This is a genomic window from Lysinibacillus sp. NPDC092081 (assembly GCF_044755845.1).
Taxonomy (GTDB): domain Bacteria; phylum Bacillota; class Bacilli; order Bacillales_A; family Planococcaceae; genus Lysinibacillus.
Window position 1 is genome coordinate 172,983 of sequence record NZ_JBIVRU010000003.1, and the last position, 18,358, is coordinate 191,340.

An 18,358-nucleotide genomic window follows, 5' to 3' on the forward strand; every position below is an offset into this window, starting at 1 on the left:
TATGAGTGATGAGCTAAAGGTTTTATACCGACAGATAAAAGAAAGGTCTATAAATCAGGAGGAAGCAGCAAGGCAATTAGAATTACTTACCTTAAATAACAATCTGAATAGCATCCCTCCTTCTAATCCGAGAGATAATATTCTGCCAAAGGTCTACGCATTTAATGAATCAATTTTGAAAGATCATACTATTGATAATGAACAGGTTTTGATTGGAATGACTCATGGAAGTTTAGCGATAAATACTTTTTTTAATTTCTTTCCTGAGGAGACTAGCGTTAACCTTCATAAGCTTAATTTTATTAAGCCAATTGAAGTAAAGAGAGAACAACAAGTTGAAGTGCTAGTAAGCCCTATTAAAAAAGGATCTACCATTGACTTTCAAGTCATGTATCGTCATACACCAGACAATGAATGGGATTTAACAGCTATAGGAAGCTTACAAAAGGCTAGTTTTATGAACAAGGAAAAAGATGTAGAAAAAATAAAAAATTCATTGCAGGAAATTCAAAATTACGATTATATTTATGAATCTAATCCAACTGTACAGCTGGGAGATACCTTTAAGACGATTACTAGTCTTTATTCGACGAATGATCAAGTACTTACAAAAGTAGCTTTAAATCAAACATCTTTAGAGGAAGATCACAATTATATTCTACACCCTCTTATTATCCATAGTGCCTTCATTGCTGCAGCTCCTATATTGGGAGAAAATGCAGTTATGGATGGTTTTTTACCATTTGGTATTAAGGATATTAATCTTCACAAAATAGACAGTTTAGAGACTTGTTGGTTACATGTTAAGTTAGTAAGAAGTTCAGAAGAAATGTTGATTTTTGATACGGATGTCATTGATGATAATTCCCAGCTTGTTGCACAATTTCTAGGATGCTCAATAAAGCGACTTCGTTCTACAAACACAGACTACATAAAAAATCAAACATTGGAGTCTGAAAATTTATATGAAAGAGATCAGGGATCTTCTGCAATTCATGACCCGGAGGATGAGGAGAAAAAACTTTATATTTCTGAAGAAATTCAAATGTATTTAATGAATAAATTGAAAGAAATTGTGTCAGGTGATCTCAGTCTCTCCGACGTGAAAGTTAATCTAATGGATATGGGGTTGGAATCTTCAGAATTAGTTACGTTAGCGAAAGATATTGAGAATGAACTCAAAATTGAATTATATCCTACTTTATTTTTTGAATACCCCAACATTGAAGAGCTTGTAGAGTTCTTTTACCAAGAGCATAAAGAGCCATTCACTAAATATTTAGGTGTTTCTTCACAGAGTGTTAAAAGGAATATTCAAGACGTAACGAAGATCGTTTCTTCCGATTTAACAAAAGAATCCTCAGATTTTAAGGAGATCAATATGCAAACCTCAAAATCTGTAAATGAAAAAGTTCCTAATGACGATATTGCTATTATTGGAATGCACGGGGTGTTTGCAGAAGCTTCTGATTTACATCAGTATTGGGTAAATCTGCGTGATAAAAAAGACGTTATTAAGGAAATCCCTTTAGATCATTGGGATTATCGCCCTTGGTATGATTCAGACCCGGAGGTGAAAGATAAAACCTACTGTAAGTGGGGAAGTTTTATTGATGATGTCGATAAATTTGATGCCAGTTTTTTTAATATCTCACCTCGAGAGGCTGAATGGATGGATCCACAGCTTAGACTATTAATGCAAAGTATTTATGCTACAGGAGAAGATGCAGGGTATATTAATCGATTACGGGGAACGAATACAGGAGTATTTATTGGTGCTTGTTTTCATGACTATGCAGATAAAATTGCAGAAATGAATCTTTCTGTGGATCCCCATATGGGAACAGGGAATGCGACAACTGTGCTTTCTAATCGTATTTCTTTTGCATTTGATTTTAAGGGCCCTAGTCTCACGATGGACACTGCATGCTCCTCTTCATTGTTTGCTCTTCATTATGCTTGTCGATCTTTAAGAGATAGGGAATGTGATATGGCTTTTGTTGGAGGAGCCAATCTACTTCTTTCATCCTGGCATTATCGTTATTTTTGCAGTATTGGTGCTCTTTCACCTACAGGAAGGTGTCATACCTTTGATGAGGCTGCAGACGGCTATGTTCCAGGAGAATGTATTGCAAGTATGTTATTAAAGCCTTTAAAACAGGCAAAAAAGGATGGAGATCACATCTATGCGGTTATCAAAGGATCCGCTGCTTTGCATGGTGGATATACACCTTCACTAACAGCACCTAGTGTTGCCGGCGAAGAAAATGTTATTTTAAAAGCATGGGAAAACGCTGGAATAAACCCTGAAACTATAAGTTATATAGAGGCACATGGGACAGGCACTAGGCTAGGTGACCCGATCGAAATTAATAGTCTAAAAAAAGCATTTAAACGATTTACCGATAAAGAAAACTTCTGTGCAATAGGTTCCGCCAAAGCACATATTGGTCATGCTGAGGGTGCTGCTGGAATAGCAGGAATTTTAAAAGTTATTTTGCAGATGAAACAAAAAAAAATTCCCGCTATGCCAAAATTTAAAAAGTTGAACACTTATGTTCAACTAGATAAGTCAGCATTATATATAAATCAAGAGCTTAAAGAGTGGGAGAGTCCAGTTGGGGTACCAAGAAGAGCTGGTGTAAGTTCTTTTGGGTTTGCTGGTGCATATGCCCATGCTGTAATTGAGGAATTTATTCCCGAACAGGAGAAGCGATCCAAACTTAATGTAACATTAGGCAACCCAGCAATTATTGTATTGTCAGCAAAGAAAGAGGAAGGTCTTAAAGAAAAGGCACGGCAATTGTTAGAGACAATTCATAAACAAAAACTTTCTGATACGGATCTTTTTGATATAGCTTACACACTTCAAATAGAACGAGAACCAATGGAGCATCGACTTGCTCTAATAGTAGGGTCTATTAAAGAGTTGGAAGAAAAACTTAGGATATTTATTGAGGGACAGAGAAACATTGAATACGTTTATCGAGGGCAGGTCAAAGGAAATACGGAAGTAAAAATATTTACTGATGACGAAGATTTACAAGGAGCAATTGATTCTTGGATTGCCAAAAGAAAATATAGTAGACTTCTAGAACTATGGGTCAAAGGTATGGTGGTTGACTGGAAAAAACTTTATGGAAATATGAAGGTTCGTCATATTAATCTTCCTACCTATCCTTTTGCGAAAGAACGTTATTGGGTATCTGAAAAAAAAGAAAAAAATAATACAAATATAACAATAAGCATTGAACCATTAAGTCAGATAAAACCATCAGTTATTCAAAATCCATTGGTTTATCAATCTACTCAAGAATCAGAGCTTATAACTGTATCTAACAAATCAAACATGATTACTTTAGAACCCTTAATAAATAGTTGTAATAGTACTTCCGATTTTGTAAAACGGACTGAACAACAAGTCACATTATCCTCAGCAAACGGTGTATTAACGCCATTAGAAAATAAACAAGAATTTAAGCAGATAAATCCTACTTCCTCGAAGATCTCAATCTTAGAGGAAGAATTGGCAAAAAGCCTGGCAGAGATTCTTTATATGCAGAGGGGTGATATTAATTTGGGCGATAAATTTATTGATGTTGGATTAGATTCAATAACCGGAGTGAACTGGATAAAAGAGATTAATAAGAAGTACCAAACTTCCCTTCCGACAACAAAAGTTTATGATTATCCTACTATTTATGAATTTGCCAAATTTTTGGAGGGAGAGGTGAATGGAAATGGGAACCAACGATCTAATGATTCAACGGATTTAACTTTATATCAAAGTTCCACGGAAGATAAATCTTTAAATAATGATCCAAAATTAAATAATTCACTCACGAATCATTCTAATGATAGATTTAAAAATCTGAATTATCATAATAATATAAAATTTATAGAAGAAGAGTTAGTCATAAGTTTAGCAGAAGTACTATATATGCAGCGAAGCGATGTTGATTTAGATGATAAATTTATTAATATGGGTTTGGATTCAATAACTGGTGTTAGTTGGATACGAGAGATTAATAAAAAATATAATACCTCTGTTTCAACGACGAAAGTTTACGATTACCCGACTATTCGAGAATTTGCTAAGTTTTTAGATACAGAACTTAATCAAAAACTAAAATTTCTAAATGAAACTATGTTGGACTATTCTTCTCTTACCCTTGATAAGGTACTTCAACAAGTAGAATTAGGAGAGTTGGACATTGAACAGGCTGAGCAATTACTAAAGCATATTAATGTAAAGGAGAATTGAAATGAACAAAGAAGCTATTTTTAATATAATCATCCGTAATAGTCGTGAGGTAATTCCTGAATTGGAGGGTTATAATTTTAAGCCGAGTGATAGACTAGTGGACTTAGGGGCTAATTCCATTGATCGTGCTGAAATTGTCATGATGACTATTGAAGCTTTATCAATGCGAATTCCAAAGGTAGCGTTGGCTGGTGCGAACAATATTGGGGAATTGGTAGATTTAATCTATGAAAAGTTACAATCAGTCTGAAATTGTTATTACTGGTGTTGGTATCACTTCAGCCATTGGACAAGGCAAAAAAGCTTTTGCCCAATCATTAATGCAGGGAGATCATAAGTTTAGTCATATGCAACGTCCAGGACGCCAAAAAGATTCGGCATTTTTAGGTGCGGAAATTTCCGCAATGTCTTATCCGGAACAATTCTCTAAACGGTTGTTGCGATCAACATCTTTGACCGGGAAGGTGGCTATAGTTACTCTACATGAAGCTTGGCAAGATGCTAAATTAGATGAGGTTGAACCTACTCGTATAGGACTAGTTATTGGTGGATCAAATATTCAGCAACGGGAGTTACTACAGACTTTTGAGAATTATAAAGACCGGGCCCATTTTGTACGTCCAACTTATGGCTTATCTTTTATGGATAGTGATTTATGTGGATTTTGTACAGAACAATTTGGAATTCAAGGTTTTGCATATACAGTCGGAGGAGCATCTGCAAGTGGTCAAGTGGCCATTCTACAGGCGATACAGGCACTACAAACTAATCAAATCGATGTTTGTATCGCTATGGGTGCCTTAATGGATCTATCTTACTTGGAATGTCAAGCTTTACGATCATTGGGAGCAATGGGTTCTGATCGATATGCAGATGCTCCAGAGCTGGCTTGTCGCCCCTTTGATAAAAATAGGGATGGTTTTATTTTTGGGGAATCTTGCGGTGTGGTAGTACTAGAACGAATAGATACCGCTATGAAACGTAAAGTAAAACCTTACAGTGTTATCTCAGGTTGGGCTGTCGGTATGGATGGTAATCGGAACCCTAATCCATCGTATGAGGGTGAGATGCAAGTGATAAACAAGGTATTAGAGAAAGCAATGATATATTCAAAGGATATCGATTATATTAATCCACATGGTACTGGCTCGGGGATTGGAGACGAAATTGAGCTCAAAGCGATTCGAGACTCTGGGCTTTCACATGCTTATATAAATGCAACTAAATCAATTGCTGGGCATGGATTAAGTGCCGCAGGAGCTGTAGAAGCAATTGCCACTATTTTACAAATGAAAGAGGCAAGACTTCATCCTAATAGAAATTTAGATGATCCCCTTGACCCTTCATATAACTGGGTAGGGAGTCAATCTAAACCCCATATCATTAAAAATGCCTTGAGTTTATCAATTGGATTTGGGGGGATTAATACAGCCATTTGTTTACAGTCGATATAATACCTAGATAAAAGGAGAATAGATATGGTTTCTGTTGGAATTGAAGCAATGAATATTTTTGGCGGAACAGCGTATGTGGATGTAATGCAATTAGCAAAGCATCGGCAATTGGACACTTCAAGATTTGAGAATTTATTAATGAAAGAAAAAGCTGTAGCATTACCATATGAAGATCCAGTCACTTTTGCGGTTAATGCAGCTAAACCTATAATAGATGCTCTTTCTGAAGCTGAAAAAGATCGTATTGAAATGTTGATTACTTGCACTGAGTCAGGTATTGACTTTGGTAAGTCATTAAGTACTTATGTTCACCACTATTTGGGGTTAAATCGAAATTGTCGATTATTTGAATTAAAACAAGCTTGTTACTCAGGGACTGCTGGATTCCAGATGGCTATCAATTTTATTTTATCTCAAGTTTCTCCTGGTGCCAAAGTATTGGTAGTTGCGACTGATATCTCTCGCTTCGTGTTAGCTGAAGCAGGTGATGCTTTAAATATGGATTGGTCATATGCCGAACCAAGCGGTGGTGCAGGAGCAGTAGCCCTATTGGTTAGTGAAAAACCGTATATCTTTAAAGTGGATGTAGGAGCAAATGGATACTATGGGTATGAAGTTATGGATAATTGTCGCCCTATTCCAGACAGCGAAGCGGGAAATGCGGATTTATCGTTATTATCTTATTTGGATTGCTGTGAGCAAACTTTCCTTGAATATCAGAAAAGAGTTGAGGGTGTAGATTATCAAAATACATTTCAGTATCTAGCTTTTCATACTCCCTTTGTAGGCATGGTTAAAGGTGCGCATCGTACTATGATGCGTGAAATGACTCAAACTAAGCCCGCAGAGATTGAAAAGGATTTTAATCAACGTGTAATGCCAGGTGCAAAGTATTGTCAACGCGTTGGAAATATTATGGGAGGTACGGTACTACTGTCCTTAGCGGGTATTATAGATAATGGCGTTTTTGATTCACCCAAACGAGTTGGGTGTTTTTCTTATGGTTCAGGGTGCTGCTCGGAGTTTTTTAGTGGAGTTGTCACTGCGCAAGGGCAACAATATCTAAAAAAAATGGAAATAAAACAGCATTTAGATAGACGCTATCAATTATCGATGGATGAGTATGACACTTTACTAACGGAGAATAGTGCAGTGAAATTTGGGACTCGAAATGTAAAAATGGATACCCAGTTCATTCCGGGATCACAGAATTTATATAAAGAATCAAAACGATTAGTTTTAGAGGAGATCTGTGAATTTCACCGTCAATATAGGTGGTTATCATGAGTTATGAAACCATCCGAGTTCGTTTTCAAGAACCGATTTGTTTTCTTCAATTCTACCGTCCAGGATCAAATAATACTATAAATGAGAAAATGATCGAAGAATGTCATCATGTATTAGATTTATGCGAGGAAACAATCACTGTTATAGTATTGGAAGGCTTAGAAGAATTCTTTTGTTTTGGTGCTGATTTTCAAGAAATATATGATAAAAGAAAATCTGAACAAGGACCTGAAAAAGATTCTAGTGCCCTGTATAATCTATGGTTTAGATTGGCGACCGGTCCAAATATAACGGTGTCTCACGTCCATGGAAAGACAAATGCGGGAGGGGTTGGTTTTGTAGCAGCTAGTGATGTGGTGATTGCCAACCAGTCGGCCAATTTTAGTTTGTCGGAATTACTATTTGGACTTTTTCCAGCTATCGTTTTACCGTTTTTGATTCGTCGAATTGGATACCAAAAAGCTAATTACATGACACTCATGACTAAACCCATATCCGCTCCAACGGCACAGGAATGGGGATTAGTCGATGTCCATGGAGTTCAAAGCGAGATCCTACTTCGTCAACATTTGCTACGGTTCAGACACATATCAAAAGATGCCATTAGAGCATATAAAGGCTATATGGCTGAACTATATGAACCGCTCTATCGATTCAAACCGCTATCCATTGCAGCTAATCAAAAATTATTTTCCGATGCCAGAAATTTAGAGAGTATTTCTAGATTTGTTCAATCAGGAAAACTTCCCTGGGAAGATTAATAGTTTCTTAATGTATGGAGCAACTTCCGGTACGACTTATCTAGTTTAAAGAAGCGAATAAAATGTCCTCTTGTATGGTACATGAGTGTTGAAGACAAATTGACTCTTATTACACAAGAGGACTCCATCTTAAAGCGAAATAACCTGAGAAACTATTATCCTCTAATAGTCAAACGAGGAACTAATTGGGTGTAATAAAAAATCGAACGAATAGATGTATGCAACGTTGTCACAAGCGTTTTTAGATCAATGTATATCACATCAGATTGGAAGGTTTATTTTTACGCTTTATCGAAGAGTACTCACTAAAAAATATTGAATAACTATGGAATGCTGTATGTATTACGAAAAATTCATCATCTTAAAAATGGGTAAACCATTTGATATATCAACATTTATTGAGGGAGGTTTGTAATGAACTCAAAAGAGATTCTCTATGCGCTAAAAACAGGGCAGATAACACCTAAAAAGGCAAAACAATTGTTGGAAATTAGTACGGTAAATATTACATCGGAGTTGACGTCTGTTACTGATGTGGTCAAGCCAGGGTCATCACCTCAAAAGGTAGTTGAAGTTCATGAGCTTGAACCCGGTATTGTTCAATTAACTATGCAAGATCATATTCATAAAAATACTCTTACAGAGAGATTAATTGAAGAACTGACTCAAGCTTTCGAATCGATCCAATCAAATCCAAATTATAAAGTAGTTATTTTAACTGGATATGACAATTATTTTGCAACAGGCGGAACCAAGGAGGGCTTATTAGCTATCTATGAAGGGAAAATAAAATGTACAGATACGAACATTTATAACCTTGCTTTGAACTGCAAGATTCCAGTGATAGCTGCAATTCAAGGTCATGCAATTGGTGCTGGTTGGTGTATGGGGATGTTTTGTGATTTTATTGTAATGAGTAAAGAAAGTGTCTATACGGCTAATTTTATGCAATATGGTTTTACTCCTGGTGCTGGTGCTACATTAATTTTTCCTGAAAAATTAGGAATTAGCTTAGCGCAAGAAATTCTATTTACTGGGAAAGAGTATCGTGGTGCGGAATTAGTAGAAAGAGGAGTTTCTTTTCCCATCCTATCGAGAAAAGAGGTATTACCTTATGCTATAGAATTGGCAAGAATGTTGTCCAAGACACCTAGAAATTCATTAATTGCTTTAAAACAACATATGTCTGAGTCTACCAAGATAAAGTTATTGGATATTGCAGAAAAAGAAATGAAGATGCACGAAACAACTTTTGTAAATCAAGAAGAAGTAAGAGAACGGATTGAGACATTATTCGATCACTCATCAGGAAGTAATAAATTCATTAAGGAAAAATTGTTGCCCCTAGATAAGGATGAAATAAACAAATCTACCTTTATTCCAAATAGTCATTCTTCTCAAGATTCTATTGCGATTATTGGTATGTCAGGACAATTTCCAAAATCTAAAACCTTAGATGAATTCTGGGATAATCAGGTTCAAGGAAAGGATTGCATTTCAGAAATACCTGCAATGCGATGGTCGGAAGAATTTTATAATGCTAATCCAAAGGCCCCGGGAAAAACCTATAGTAAGTGGATGGGCGTTTTGGAGGATATTGATAAGTTTGATCCTTTATTCTTTAACATTTCACCTGCGGAAGCAGAATTAATGGATCCACAACAACGTCTATTTTTAGAAAACTGTTGGAGTTCAATTGAAGACGCTGGTTTGAGCCCTTCTTCTTTATCTGGGAGTCGTTGTGGTGTTTTTGTAGGTTGTAGTAATGGGGACTATGTTCAATCTTTAGGTGAAAAAGGCTTAAATGCCCAAGGGCTTATGGGAGGGTCACTATCAATTTTAGCTGCACGAATCTCCTACTTTCTAAATTTAAAAGGTCCTTCTTTAGCTTTAGATACCGCTTGCTCTTCTTCGTTGGTAGCCATAGCAGAAGCTTGTAACAGCCTTATATTAGGAACTAGTGATCTTGCTTTAGCAGGTGGGGTATGTGTTATTACGAATCCATCGCTACATATTATGGCCAGTAAGGCAGGAATGTTATCTAGCGATGGTCGCTGTTTTACATTCGATGACCGTGCTAATGGGTTTGTACCGGGTGAAGGTGTAGGCGTTCTTTTACTGAAACGGCTCTCAGATGCAATTCGTGATAAGGACAACATATATGGAGTAATTCGTGGATGGGGGGTTAACCAAGACGGTAAAACAAATGGAATTACTGCTCCGAGTGTTAATTCCCAAGTTTGCTTAGAAAAAGAGGTGTTTGAAAAATTTAACATAAACCCTGAAACCATTTCACTAGTAGAAGCGCATGGAACTGGAACAAAATTAGGAGATCCTATAGAAGTAGAAGCTCTTACTGAATCATTTAGATCTTTTACTCAAAAGAAAGAATATTGTGCGTTGGGATCGGTAAAGAGTAGTATCGGTCATCTCTTGGCAGCTGCTGGAGTTGCAGGAGCAATTAAAGTATTGCTTGCAATGAAGCATAAAATGATTCCCCCTATGATTCATTTCGATAAGCTAAATGAGCATATTTTTTTAGAAAATAGTCCATTCTATATAAATAGTGAGTTACGACCGTGGGAGACAGAGCACATTAGTAGACCGCTACGTGCTAGTGTTAGTTCTTTCGGATTTAGCGGAACAAATGCTCATCTAGTGATTGAAGAATATATTTCTGAAAATAGTATTCCTAAAACGACTAAACTCGTTGATGACAATAACCCTATTTTATTTGTATTGTCTGCAAAGACTAAGGAGCAATTGCATGTTTACGCGGAAACTATGAGTAGTTTTATTGAATCACATACAGACGTAGATTTAATAAATCTGGCTTATACATTACAGGTGGGAAGGGATGCTATGGAGCATCGTTTAGCATTTGTAGCAGATTCCAGAGATACCTTAATGAAAAAGCTGAAAGGGTTTAAAGAAAATAATTTATCGACTGAGGTGCTAACTGGTCAAGTAATAAGGAATAAAAAGGTGAATAGCTTTGAAGATCATAGAGAAAATTTAGTAGATACCTATATTCAGGAGAAAAAACTCCAAGAACTTGCAGAATGTTGGGTTAGCGGTTTGAAAATAGAATGGGAAAATTTGTATTATAATATGGAAATTTGTCGTATTCACTTACCTTCTTATCCATTTGCTCGCGAAAAATACTGGATAGATAATATAAAACATACTGTGTCTCCTTGTATAGTTGGGATACGAAATGGGAACTGGAAATCTCTGCATCCCCTTCTTGACGCAAATATCTCGACAATAGAGGAAACACGATTTAATAAAGAGCTAAATGGCAATGAATTTTTCCTTGTAGATCATCAATTAGGTGGTTCTAAAGTATTGCCAGGAGCTGCTTATCTAGAAATGGTTCGTGCGGCGGGAGAGCTTTTATCAAATCGTTCCGTTCGTATTCTCTCAGATGTTATCTGGATAAGCCCAGTTATAGTAAACGATGATCCATTAGAATTATTTATAGGATTACATCCAAATAGTCAGCATATGAATTATAAGGTATATAGTATAAAAGGGACAGAAAAAATTATTCATTCATATGGTCAATTTTCATTTGAAACTACTCCGATACCAAATCAATTGGATCCAAGCATTGATGAAATCAAGAAACGTTGTCCAACTAAGCGAGATAAGATAGAAATCTATAAAGCATTTCAGGATATGGGGTTTAATTATGGACCTTCCTTCCAAGTTACAGAGGAGGTATTTGTTGGAGCAGGTGAAGTTCTTGCTAGACTGAGTCTTCCTGAAGAATATCGTGAGAGTTCTTCTGAATTTATTTTGCATCCTGCGCTGGTTGATGGAGCATTAAGAACCATTATGAGTTTAGCTGTAGAAGAGATAGGCATGAAACCAGAACTTGGTGTACCTTTTGCAATGGATAGCATGGAAATACTTAAACCAATAGCAAACGATTGCTATGCACATGCGACCATTTCTAAGGATGAAAATCAAAATAGTAAGTTCAATATAACAATACTTAATGAAGATGGGGAGCTGCTAGTTAGGATCTCTAATCTAGTTGTTAGGAAGTTTTCTCAATCTCCTGCATACCTTCATGCTAATGATGTGGATAAAGCAATGCTCTTCTTTCAGCCGGTTTGGGAAAAAGCACCTCTATTAGCTAGAAATACTTTATCAAAAGTAGAAGGTGTGAAATCTCTAATTATTTTTGACACTGAAGACAGTGTGAAGGAGGAGGTTCAAAGCAGTCTAATTACTAAAATATCTAGCAAAGAGACAGTTATTTTAGTAATTCCTGGAGAGTCCTACCAAAAGATAAATTCAGCAAAATATAGAATAAATCCTTGTAACGCTCGGGACTATGAATTATTGTTTAGTGATTTGAAGAATTCCGGAAGGGTTCCAAGCCATCTTTTGCATCTTTGGAATTATAAAACTGAAAATTTTGATATATGGGATGATAATTACCTTCGGGATGCTAACGTTCGTCTGGGTAACACTTTTGATAAAGGATTGTATTCTTTGATTTATCTATTCCAATCTATAACTAAATTGACACCGGAACTATCTACTACATGTCTATTTGTGTTTCCAGAAGGATATAGATTACCGCAGTGCGAGGTAGTCGCTGACTTTGCAAAATCACTTACTATGATTAATCATCGATTTAATTTGAAAACAGTTCAAGTTGACAAAAAACACCCTTTATTATACGCATCTTTACTAAAGGAGTTATTGTCAAAAGAAAATGCATCTGGTTCCGAAATTCGTTATAGAAATGATGAAAGGTTTGTTCGTGTTATTAAACCAGTTGAAGTTACCGACTCCGTATGTAATTCAGTTTCTTTAAAGACTAAAGGTGTATATTTAATTACTGGGGGATGCGGCGGTCTAGGCATGATTTTCGCAAGTTACTTGGCTGAAAATTATAAGGCTAAGATTATATTGACTGGTCGCTCAGAACTTACTCCTGAAATAATTAAAAAGATTGAAAAACTGAAAGAACTAGGCGGGGAAGCGCTTTATTGTAAAGCTGATGTTTCAAAATTCGATGAGGTAAAAGAAACGATGCAAACAATCCATAATAAATTTGGTGACTTGGATGGTGTTTTCCATAGTGCTGGAGGTGTTGACCAAACCTCTATTTTGGAAGCCGACAAAGAACTATTCGATTATGCATTGGGAGCAAAAGTATATGGGACCATTAATCTAGATTTGGCTACTCAGCATGAGAATCTAGACTTTTTTATTTTCTTCTCATCGCTATCTTCAGTTGTAGGTGATTTTGGATCTGGTAGTTATGCTACAGGTAATGGCTTTATGGATCGATACGCGGTATTCCGTGAACAGCTTTATCAAGAGGGTAGAAGGAAAGGTAAAACTATCTCCATTAATTGGCCCCTGTGGAAAGAGGGGGGGATGCAACTTCCTGAGAATGAAGAATCAGCCTTTTACTTTGATTATTCAGGTATGGGAGCCATAGATACAAAATTAGGTTTGAAAGCATTTGAAATAGCTCTAACAACAGGGTTGTCACAAGTTGTTCTTGCGTATGGTGATGCTGAGAAGATTAATAGAGTCTTAGGCATTAATCAAATGGATAAACAATTGGACTCTCAAAACGGTAGAAAAGGAAACCTTCCAATTGATACTCCAGTTTCAAAGTTACAATATGAAGAAACAATGCTTTTGAAAACCGAAAAGTATTTACAAAAATTATTTGCTAGTATTATAAAACTACCAGAAGAGCGAATAAATACTCAAATAGCATTTGAGCAATATGGTATAAACTCAATTGTCATTATGGAAATAAATAGTCGTTTAGAAAAAGATTTTCCTTCTCTTTCTAAAACTTTGTTATTTGAATATGAGTCATTACATGAACTAGCAAGGTACTTCGTAAACAATCATTCTAAACAATTAGAGAAAATATTCAGTATGTTTGAAAGCGAAGAAGAGAACAAGTCTACTTATATTACAAATGAAAAGTTCGACGAAGTACGTAATTCTACTCTATCTCATTCTAGTAAAATCCAAAGTCATTTAATAATAAATGAAGAAAAAACAAATCAAGAGAACAGTGGAGATATTGCTATAATCGGTTTGAGTGGGCGATATCCAATGGCTAATAATTTAGAAGAGATGTGGGAGAATTTAAAACAAGGAAAAGACTGTATATCGGAAATTCCTACAGAAAGATGGGACTATAGACGGTATTATAATTCGTCAAAAGATGCTGAAGGGCGTATCTACTCTAAGTGGGGTGGATTTGTAGCTGATGCGGACAAGTTTGATCCCTTATTCTTTTCTATATCGCCAAGGGAAGCGGAAGGAATGGATCCACAGGAACGAATATTCTTGGAGACTACATGGGAAACAGTAGAAGATGCAGGTTATACAAGAGAGATGCTGAACAAATCGAAAGTTGGCGTCTTCGTCGGAGTTATGTACGGCACATATAGTTTCCACGGTGCTGAGGAACTAGCAAAAGGAAATACAGTTATGGCAGGTGCTTCTTTTTCTTCAATAGCAAATCGGGTCTCATACTTCATGAACTTTAATGGTCCTAGCTTAGCAATTGACACAGCATGTTCATCATCGTTAGAAGCGATACGACAAGCATGTGAAAATATTAGAATGGGAAATTGCGAATTAGCCATAGCAGGAGGGGTAAACCTAACACTCCATCCATATAAATATTTACTTCTTTGTGATTCAGGTTTTCTTTCAACTGATGGAAGGTGTCGAAGCTTTGGAGAAGGAGGAGATGGATATGTTCCAGGTGAAGGTGTTGGCGCGGTATTATTGAAACCACTCAATAAAGCGATAGAGGATGGAGATCATATATATGGTGTGATTAAAGAGTTTTCTTCGAATCATGGCGGAAAGACCAACGGGTATACTGTTCCTAATCCTAAAGCTCAATCTGAACTGATCAAAGAGGCTATTGAAAAATCAAAAATTGACCCAAGAACAATCAGCTATATCGAGGCACATGGAACTGGTACAGCCTTAGGAGATCCAATAGAAATTGCGGGTCTTTGTAAAGCATTTGAAACTTACACTCAAGATAAGCAGTTTTGTTCCATTGGGTCTGTTAAATCTAACATCGGACACCTTGAATCAGCATCAGGTATTGCGTCATTAACTAAAGTATTACTTCAACTTAAATATAATCAGCTAGTACCATCTTTACATTCTAAAATACTGAATCCTAATATAATTTTTGAAACTACTCCATTTAATGTTCAGCAAGGACTTGCAGAATGGAAACGACCTATAATTAACGGACAAGAGGTCCTAAGACGTGCCGGTATTAGTAGTTTTGGAGCAGGTGGAACAAATGTGCACTTATTAGTTGAAGAATATAAATATGAACAACAGGTGTTTAATTCTCCACAGAATCCAACAATAATCGTATTGTCTGCAAAAAATAAAGAACGACTTCTGAAGAAAGTGGAACAACTGTTAGCTGCCATTCGAAAACAACAGCTTTGTGATACTAATTTGCCTGATATGGCTTACACACTTCAAGTAGGTCGAGAGGCGATGGAAGAGCGTTTTGCTCTCATTGTGGAATCAATTAAAGAGCTTGAAGAAAATCTAGAAAAGTTTTTGAAAGGGCAAGATGACATTGCAGGGTTATTCCAAGGAAAAGTCCAAGATACAAATAATTATTTATCTGATTTTGGAAAAACTGAACATAGACAAAAGCAAATAGAAGTGTGGATTGAAAAGGATGATTTTGAAAGGATTGTGCATGAGTGGCTCAAAGGTACAGAAATAGATTGGAACAAGTTATATGGTAAAGAGACACCTTGTCTCATAAGCCTTCCTACTTATCCATTTGAGAAGGAAAGATATTGGATCTCTAATACTGAAGTAAAAACAGATCCAGTAAGAATTGCATCTTCCCTTCACCCATTACTACACCAAAACACTTCAGATTTCTCTGAACAACGATTTAGTTCTTTATTTACGGGGCAAGAATTCTTTTTGAGAGACCATGTGGTTAAGGGAAGGAAGATTTTACCTGGTGTAGCTTATTTAGAGATGGCACGAGAAGCCATAGAGTTAGCTACAGGGAGTGAAAATAGTAAAACTAGTGTTCAAATAAAAAATGTGGTTTGGACACGAGCTATTGATGTAACTGATCAACCGACCGATGTCCATATTCGACTTTTGCCTGATGAGAATCAGGAAATTTTTTATGAAATTTATAGTGATTGTGAATGTGAAAATAAAGATTTAGTCGTTCATAGCCAAGGAACAGCCATGCTAAGTTCAATTGAAGGAGTACAATCTTTAGACCTTGAGGCTATATATGGAGAATTTATTGAGAGTAGCATCGCTCCTAGTGAATTGTACGAATTATTTAAAAAAATAGGAATTGATTATGGGTTAACACATCGTGGGATTAAGAAACTTTATGTGAAACCAGGAAAAGCGCTAGCGAAACTATCCTTGTCTTCCTCGATATCGGACACCTTAGATCAGTTTATCTTACATCCAGCTTTGTTGGATTCGGCATTCCACGCAACAATATGTTTATTACTGGAGACTGGTGATCTTCAAACCTCTATGCCCTATGCTCTTGAAGAGGTAGAAATATTAGGGAGATGCACTTCTGAGATGTGGGCTTTTATCCGTAGCAATAGTGACAGTAAGAATGGAGAAGTACTTAAATTCGATATAGAGTTATGTGATGAAAAAGGAAATATTCAGGTTAGAATAAAAGGATTATCTTCCAGAGTTGTAACAGATGTAGGCCGTATAAAAGGTGAGAAAAATACTTCTATCTCTAATACAGTAAATGAACCACTAGTTGGTCCAATTAAACTTACACCTGTTTGGGATGTATTTTCAGCTGAAAAGGATACAATCGACTACAATCCTTTGCAATCAGTAGTTATGATTGGTGGAACAATAGAAAATACACATGCTGTTCAAGACCTTTACCCAAAGGTCAACCGATTAGATATTCACTCTACAGATTCTATCGATGTAATAACAGAAAAATTAAAAGCACAAGACACAATTAATCATATTCTATGGGTTGCTCCTCATCGAAATCTAACTAATTTGAGAGATGATTCATTAATCAATGGACAACAAAAAGGCTCTTTACAAATTTTTAGGATAATCAAAGCTTTGCTTTGTTTAGGATACGGTGATAAAAATTTAGAATGGACTGTTATTACAACTAAATCTCAACCTATCTTTCCAGGTGAGACTATAAACCCTATACATGCGAGTATCCATGGGCTGATTGGAACTATGGCTAAAGAATATCCGCATTGGAGAGTTCGACTTATCGATTTAGAAGATGATCGTGAATGGCCAGTAAATGAAATTTTCGCTTTACCACCGGACCTTGAGGGGAATGCAAGTGTTTATCGAAATGCACAATGGCATAAACAACAATTGGTACCATTACAGTGTCCTTCGTCAAATAAGACGCTATATAGAAAAGGAGGGGTTTATGTCGTAATTGGGGGAGCTGGAGGCATTGGAGAGGCATGGAGTGAGTATATGATTCGTACGTATCAGGCACAGATTATTTGGATTGGTCGACGCCCGATAAATACAGACATTCAAGCAAAAATTGATAGGCTTGAAACATTAGGCTCTACGCCTCTTTATATTACAGCTGATGCTACAAATCGGGAATCTCTCCAGCGAGCTTACGAGAAAATAAAGGAACATTATTCACATATCCATGGGGTAATACATTCTGCCATTGTTTTAAGGGATCAAAGCTTAATGAAAATGGAAGAAGAACATTTCCAAGAAGCTCTTACAGCAAAAGTCAACGTGAGTGTGCGATTAGCTCAAATCTTCCGAGGAGAACCTTTAGATTTTGTTTTATTCTTCTCTTCTATCAATTCATTTAGCAAATTCCCAGGACAAAGCAACTATGCAGCAGGTTGTACATTTAAGGATGCTTTTGCTCACCAACTAGCTATTGAGTGGCCGTGTATAGTAAAAGTAATGAATTGGGGATACTGGGGCAGTTTGGGAATTGTTTCGTCGGAAGTCTATCAGGAACGAATGGCCCAATTGGGAATTGGCTCAATCGAACCTCCAGAGGCTATGGATGCTTTAGAAAGCCTTCTAGCAGGGACAGTTGATCAAATGGCATTAACTAATCTTACCCAGCCTATGAAGGGAATCAATTACGAGGAATCAGTTGTAGTGTACCCTGAAGATATTCCATTAAGTGTAAAGTATATTGAAAGACATTTCCCTAATATTGTGAAGGAGCAAAGTAGTAGTTCTCCTATTTGTTTATCAAACGGCAATAATACTGATGAATTGGAAAGTAAAGTAAAACTATTGTTGAAACAAACAGTATCTCAATTGTTCCAAGTTCCGAGTGAAGATTTGGATAATAATATTAGTCTTTATGACTATGGTCTTGATAAATACAATGTGACCGAATTTGTCACTAAACTTAATGAGGAATATAATCTTGAGCTAACACCAATGACAATCGTTGAATATTGTACTCTTAATAGTTTAGGGAAATATCTTTTAAAGGAGTACAAAGGTAGGATACAAGATGCTCTCCATATAATCAATTAAAATAAGGATTCAAACAGAAGGGG

The 18,358-nt window shown here is 36.3% G+C and carries 6 protein-coding genes; all 6 read left to right on the forward strand.

Annotation, left to right across the window (positions count from 1 at the left end; all coding sequences use genetic code 11):
- Nucleotide 1 precedes the first annotated feature (1 nt).
- The 6 genes from ACIQLB_RS08240 to ACIQLB_RS08265 all read left to right on the forward strand — a co-directional run bounded on the left by ACIQLB_RS08240 (nucleotide 2) and on the right by ACIQLB_RS08265 (nucleotide 18,335).
- Entirely contained in the window at nucleotides 2-4,264 is a 4,263-nt protein-coding gene (locus ACIQLB_RS08240; protein WP_400723606.1) for a beta-ketoacyl synthase N-terminal-like domain-containing protein, read from the forward strand.
- Between the two features lies 1 nt (nucleotide 4,265).
- Nucleotides 4,266-4,514, forward strand: a complete 249-nt coding sequence (locus tag ACIQLB_RS08245) for an acyl carrier protein (protein WP_400723608.1) — start codon at nucleotides 4,266-4,268, stop codon at nucleotides 4,512-4,514.
- The gene (locus ACIQLB_RS08250) at nucleotides 4,492-5,718 is read left to right on the forward strand and encodes a beta-ketoacyl synthase N-terminal-like domain-containing protein (RefSeq protein WP_400723611.1); all 1,227 of its coding nucleotides are present in this window, start codon (nucleotides 4,492-4,494) and stop codon (nucleotides 5,716-5,718) included. The genes ACIQLB_RS08245 and ACIQLB_RS08250 overlap by 23 nt, the downstream gene beginning before the upstream one ends.
- Nucleotides 5,719-5,742: 24 nt before the next feature.
- Complete coding sequence (locus tag ACIQLB_RS08255; protein WP_400723614.1) at nucleotides 5,743-7,005, forward strand: hydroxymethylglutaryl-CoA synthase family protein; 1,263 nt, start codon at nucleotides 5,743-5,745, stop codon at nucleotides 7,003-7,005.
- Nucleotides 7,002-7,766 carry an enoyl-CoA hydratase/isomerase gene (locus ACIQLB_RS08260; protein WP_400723617.1) on the forward strand — a complete coding sequence of 255 codons (765 nt, stop codon included), beginning with the start codon at nucleotides 7,002-7,004 and terminating at the stop codon, nucleotides 7,764-7,766. The genes ACIQLB_RS08255 and ACIQLB_RS08260 overlap by 4 nt, the downstream gene beginning before the upstream one ends.
- A gap of 414 nt (nucleotides 7,767-8,180) precedes the next feature.
- On the forward strand, nucleotides 8,181-18,335 hold the full coding sequence (locus ACIQLB_RS08265; RefSeq protein ID WP_400723620.1) for an SDR family NAD(P)-dependent oxidoreductase: 10,155 nt from the start codon (nucleotides 8,181-8,183) through the stop codon (nucleotides 18,333-18,335).
- Nucleotides 18,336-18,358 lie beyond the last annotated feature (23 nt).

Coding starts and splice junctions, on each gene's coding strand:
- ACIQLB_RS08265 (WP_400723620.1), top strand. CDS start 8,181: ATGAACTCAAAAGAGATTCTCTATGCGCTAAAAACAGGGCAGATAACA.
- ACIQLB_RS08250 (WP_400723611.1), top strand. CDS start 4,492: ATGAAAAGTTACAATCAGTCTGAAATTGTTATTACTGGTGTTGGTATC.
- ACIQLB_RS08240 (WP_400723606.1), top strand. CDS start 2: ATGAGTGATGAGCTAAAGGTTTTATACCGACAGATAAAAGAAAGGTCT.
- ACIQLB_RS08245 (WP_400723608.1), top strand. CDS start 4,266: ATGAACAAAGAAGCTATTTTTAATATAATCATCCGTAATAGTCGTGAG.
- ACIQLB_RS08260 (WP_400723617.1), top strand. CDS start 7,002: ATGAGTTATGAAACCATCCGAGTTCGTTTTCAAGAACCGATTTGTTTT.
- ACIQLB_RS08255 (WP_400723614.1), top strand. CDS start 5,743: ATGGTTTCTGTTGGAATTGAAGCAATGAATATTTTTGGCGGAACAGCG.